1 protein-coding gene is annotated in these 5,799 nt (G+C 69.8%); it reads right to left on the reverse strand.

Annotated elements, in window-relative coordinates:
• The coding region (locus ACWELQ_RS36110; protein ID WP_452401504.1) for an SDR family NAD(P)-dependent oxidoreductase at window positions 1-5,799 on the reverse strand (5,799 nt) is incomplete at both ends.

Here is a 5,799-nt window from a genome sequence, read left to right on the forward strand (position 1 = left end):
CACGAAGGCGGACAGCGCGGTACCCGCGGTCGCCTCGTGCAGATTCCACGCGCCAGCGATCTTCGGTGCCAGGACGCGATCGACCTGCTCGGCCGTCAGGGAACCGATGGTGCCGTCGTCGAGGACACCCGCGGCATGGATCACCGCGCTCAGCTCCACACCGCTCACCAACCGCCCGACCGATTCACGGTCGGCGATGTCGCAGGCGATGATTCGAGCCTCGGCCTGGAGGGCCGCCAAATCCTCGACCAGGGTCGCCGCACCCGGGGCGTCGGGGCCACGGCGAGAGGTCAACACCAGGCTCCGGACGCCGTGCTCGGTCACGAGATGCCGGGCGAACAGCGCGCCCAATCCGCCTGTGCCGCCGGTGATCAGCACCGTTCCGGTACCGAACGGGGCGGCGTCGGCGTCGGTGCCGACCGCCTCGGCGCGAACCAATCGCGGTACCAGCAGTTCGGCACGACGGAGGGCGACCTGAGGTTCCTCGCTACGCAGCACGGCGACAAGCGCTTCGGCATCCAACGGCGCCGCCGGGTCCTCGTCGACGAGGACGAAACGATCCGGATTCTCGGTCTGCGCGGTGCGCACCACACCCCACACCGCCGCCGCGACGAGATCGGGGGATTCGTCGGCGACTCCGACTCCGCCCGTGGTGACGACGACCAGCCGGGTATCCGACAGCCGTTCGCTTCGCACCCACGAATTCAGCAGGGCCAGCGTCGCGTGCACGGCCCGCCGGATCGCCGAAGGGATATCGGCCGCTTCGTCTTTCGGGAACTGGGCTCGATAGGCCACCGAGGCCGGAATCCGCTCCGCCGCCGCGACGGCCTCGACCGAGGCGTACGACTCGTCTATTCCCGCCACGGTGGTATCGGCCAGCACCGCGACGGCTATCGGGTCGCCGACGGGCGCAGCGCCGCCGCGCTCCCAGCGTACCCGGTACAGGTCGGCCGCACTCTCGGACCGGCTTTCGAAGAAGCGTCGCACGTCATACGGGCGCATGACCACGGCATCCACGGAGAGGATCGGACGACCGGCGGTGTCCATGGCCGCGACCGAGATCGTCTCCGGCCCCGTGGCGACGGCCGCGACTCGCAGTGAGGTCAGCTGCGATCGGTCGGCCAGCGGCCGGTGGAATCGCGCACCACCCCAGCGGAACAGCAGCTTGCCGGAGCCTGCGTCATGATCCTGTCCGCGCCACAGCAATTCGGCGAGCCCGGCGTGCACCGTCATGTCCACCAGCGTCGGGTGCAGTCCGAAAGCGCCCGCCGTGCCGTCCGCGTCGGTGCGCAGGGTGACCTCGGAGAAGACCGCGTCCGCTTGCCGCCACACCGCGTGAACGCCACCGAACGCCGGGCCGTATTCGAGCCCGGAGCCCTGCGTCATCAGGCTCGGAATGCGGGTCGCGTCGAGCGCTTCCGCCTCGGCGGGCGGCCAAGCCTGGCCGAGCAACCGCAGTGCCTCCGAGTCGCCCGAATGTTCTCGCGTGAGCGCACCGGTCGCATTGAGTACCCACGGGTCATCCACGGACTTGCGGAAGTGGAAGTCGAAATCCCGACGCCCGGACTCGAATGCGCGTACCGCGACCTGGAGCTCGATCTCATCGTCTGCGGCAGGCACGATCGGCACCTGCAGTGTGAGTTCCTCGAGTACCTCGCAGCCGATGCGCTCGCCCGCGCTGAGCAGGAATTCCACCAGAACCGCGCTGGGGACGACCACGACGCCGTATGCCGCGTGGTCGGAGATCCACGGGTGTTCGCGCAGGGACAGTCGACCGGTGAACAACCATTCATCGGTGCCCGCGATACCGACGACGCCGGTCAGAATCGGGTGACCGCCGGACGCGCCCGAGGCGGGAGCCGGGCGCAGCCAGAACCGCTGATGCTGGAATGCGTAGGTCGGCAGCGGGATTCGTTGCTCCGAGACGGGCAGCAGGGGCCGCCAGTCGATCGGGCCGCCGGTGACATGCAGCTGTGCCAGGGCCGAGAGCAGCTGCGGGACTGGATCATTCGATCGTCGTGAGGTGGTCACGACATAGGTCGACGACTCGATGGCCGGGTCGGTAGCCAGGTAGCGGTTGGTCGCCGCGCTGAGAATGGCGTCCGGTCCCACCTCGACGAATCGCCGCACGCCGCTCGCGAGCAGGGTCGCGAGCGCGGGCGCGAAGCGCACGGCGTCCCGCACCTGCCGCACCCAGTAGCCGGGGGTGGCGATGGTCTCGCCCGGGAAGTCGGCGGCGACGGTCGAGACAATGGGCAGCCGGGGCGGGTTGTAGGTGAGGCCCTCCGCGATGGTGCGGAACTCCTCCAGCATCGGATCCATTCGCGCCGAATGGAAAGCGTGGCTGACGCGCAGCCGCGTGGTCTGAATTCCCTCGGCCGCCAACTCTCGCTCGACGGCGTCGATCGCGTCGGTGTCACCGGACAGCACCGTCGCGGCCGGGCCGTTGATAGCGGCGAGCGAGACACGGCCCTCGAATCCGACGACGATGCCGTTCGCGCGAGCCTCGTCGACGGCGACGGCCAGCATCGCCCCGCCCTCGGGAAGCGCACCCATCAACCGGCCTCGGGCCGCCACGAGTGCGCACGCGTCGGGCAGCGACAGCACTCCGGCCACGTGGGCGGCCGAGAGTTCGCCGATGGAGTGACCCGCGACGACATCCGGTGCGATGCCGAACGATTCGAGCAGCCGGAACAGCGCGACCTCGAAGGCGAAGAGCGCGGGCTGCGTCCATTCGGTGCGGTCGAGCACGCCGGTGGCATCGGCGAACATCACCTCGCGCAGGGATGCCCCGAGCAGCGGATCGAGGTGTGCGCACACCTCGTCCAGTGCGGTCGCGAAGGCAGGAAAAGCGCTGTAGAGGTCACCGCCCATGCCGACTCGCTGCGCACCCTGTCCGGTGAACAGGAACGCGGTCTGCCCCGCGACAGGGGTTCCGGTGACGATGTCGACACCCGAATCGGCTGCGTCACTGCCCGTTTCGGTGAGTGCGTGCAACTTCTCGAGCAGCTCTTCCCGATCGCGCCCGAACACCACCGCGCGCGAATCCAGTTGTGCTCGAGTCGAAGTCAGCGCAGCGGCCACGTCGGCCACATTCAGCCGGGGACGTGCCGACCACCACCCGCGCAGGCGGGCGGCCTGGGCGCGCAGCGCCGCTTCGTTCCTACCCGAGACGACCAGCGGCACCGCGTTCTCGTTCGGGAGATCCCGGCCGCCGGCCGTGTCCGAGGTCGTCGCGTCGGCGGGCGCTTCCTCGAGGATCACGTGGGCGTTCGTTCCACTGATCCCGAACGACGACACCCCGGCCCGGCGCGGGCGATCCCCGGGTTCCCATGGTTCGGCCTCGGCCAGCAGCCGCACCGCACCCGCATGCCAATCCACGTGCGGCGACGGCGTTTCCGCGTGCAAGGTGCGCGGCAGTTGTCCATGCCGCATCGCCTGGACGGTCTTGATCACACCGGCGACACCGGCGGCGGCGACGGTATGACCGATATTCGATTTGAGCGAGCCGATCCGCAGGGGTTGCCGGTCGCCGCGATCCTGTCCGTAGACGGCGATCAGTGCCTGCGCCTCGATCGGATCGCCCAGTCGTGTTCCGGTGCCGTGCGCCTCGACGGCGTCCACGTCGGCCGCCGAGATTCCGGCGTCGGCGAGGGCCTGTTCGATCACGCGCTGCTGCGATGGGCCATTGGGTGCGGTGAGACCGTTGCTCGCACCGTCCTGGTTGACCGCGCTACCCCGCACCACCGCCAGGACCTGGTGCCCGAGTCGGCGAGCGTCGGAAAGCCGCTCCAGCACGAGCACTCCCGAGCCCTCGGACCAGCCGACACCGTCCGCCGCGGCGGAGAAAGCCTTGCAGCGGCCGTCGCGTGACAGCCCACGCTGCCGGGAGAAATCGACGAACAGGTCGGGAGTCGCGGCGATCGTCACGCCTCCGGCCAGCACCAGCGAGCTCTCGCCCCGGCGCAGGGCCTGACACGCCGAATGCAGCGCCACCAGCGAGGACGAGCACGCGGTATCCACCGTCACCGCCGGACCTTCCAGCCCGAGGACATAGGCGAGCCGCCCCGAGATGACGCTGTGCGAGGTGCCCGTCAGTCGGAAACCCTCCAGCTCACCGGTGACCAGACCGGCATACCCTGACGCGCACGCCCCGACGAAGACGCCGGTATCCGTACCCCGCAGCGTGGTCGGGTCGATCCCAGCGTCTTCGAGCGCCTCCCAAGCGGTTTCGAGAAACACCCGCTGCTGCGGATCCATCGCCAACGCCTCACGCGGGCTGATCCCGAAGAACCCGGGATCGAAATCCCCCGCACTGCTGAGGAATCCACCCCGCCGCGTGTACACGGTCCCCGCCTTGTCGGCATCGGGATCATAGAGCCGATCCAGATCCCACCCACGATCCTCGGGGAAATCCCCGATCGCGTCGCCCCCGGCCGCGACCAGGTCCCACAGCTCCTCGGCGGAGGAGACGCCGCCCGGGAACCGCGCACCCATGCCCACGATCGCGATCGGCTCGTCCGAGGAACTACGCCGCGTGACCCGGCCGCGCTTCGGCCCGGCGGCGGTGGCGGTGGAGATCAGCAGTTCGGCCACCGAGGCGGCGGTGGGGTGATCGAAGATGAGCGAGGGCGGCAACTCCACACCCGTCGCCCGGCTCAGGCGTTTCTGCAACTCCACGCCACTGAGCGAGTCGAACCCGAGATCGGTGAACGGCAGGTCGTCGCGAATCGACTCGCCCGACTCGTACCCGAGCACCGCAGCCGCCTGCTCACGGACCACGCCGAGAACCGCTGCGCGGTGCTGATACTCGGGCAGCGCGCGCAGCCGGTGCGCCAAGGCGCTGTCTGCGGGGGTGCCCTGTTCGAGGTGGTCTCCGACATCGCGCGCGCGGTCCGCGGGCGCGGCCGCTACCGGTGTCGACTCGACCGGAACGAGACCCCCGGAATTCTCTCGGCGGTGAAATGCGTACGGCGGCAGCTCGACCCGGATACCCGTGGCACCCCAGGCGCTCGAATCCACTGGTCCGCCAGCGCGATACGTCTGAAGGAGTGTCTCGAGGGGCTGGCCGGGGCTAGCCTCCCGCCGGGCAACGGCGTCCGCGCCGTTGTCGGCGAGCGCCTCGAGATCGGCGAGCAGCTGTGCGCGACTCGACGCGAAAAAGCCTGTACGCCAGGGCATATGGGCGCGGGCCGTGAGCAGCGAATACGCCACGTCGGCGAGGGCGAGTTCCGGATGGCGCACCAGCCAGTCACGGAGTCGGCTCGCTTGCGCGCGGAGACCGGCCTCATCGCGCGCGGAGAGCACGATCGGCACCTCGTCGCCGTCGTCGGGCTCGACGGTCGTCGCGAGATCCGCGATGGGGGCCTCGTCGAGGATCAGGTGCACGTTCGAACCGCCCATGCCGAAGGCGGAGACGCCTGCCCGCCGGAGGCTGGGCGCGGCCCATCGCTCGGGTGCGGTGACCACGCGCAAGCGCAGATCATCCAGGGGAATGGCCGGATTGGGGCGCTCGAAGTTGAGGCTGGCCACGAGTTCGCGGTGTCGCAGGGACAGTGCGGTTTTGATGAGGCCGATGATTCCGGCGGCACCCTCCAAGTGGCCGACGTTCGTCTTGACCGATCCCACCGCCAGCGGGGAGTTCGGCGCGCGGTCGACGCCATACGTCGCGCCGAGTGCGGCAGCCTCGACCGGATCGCCCGCGGGCGTTCCGGTGCCGTGCAATTCGACGTACTGGACGGAATCGGCGGGCACATCGGCCGCCTCGAGTGCGGAGCGGATCGCGGCGATCTGGGCCTC

Source organism: Nocardia sp. NPDC004722, from assembly GCF_053601505.1.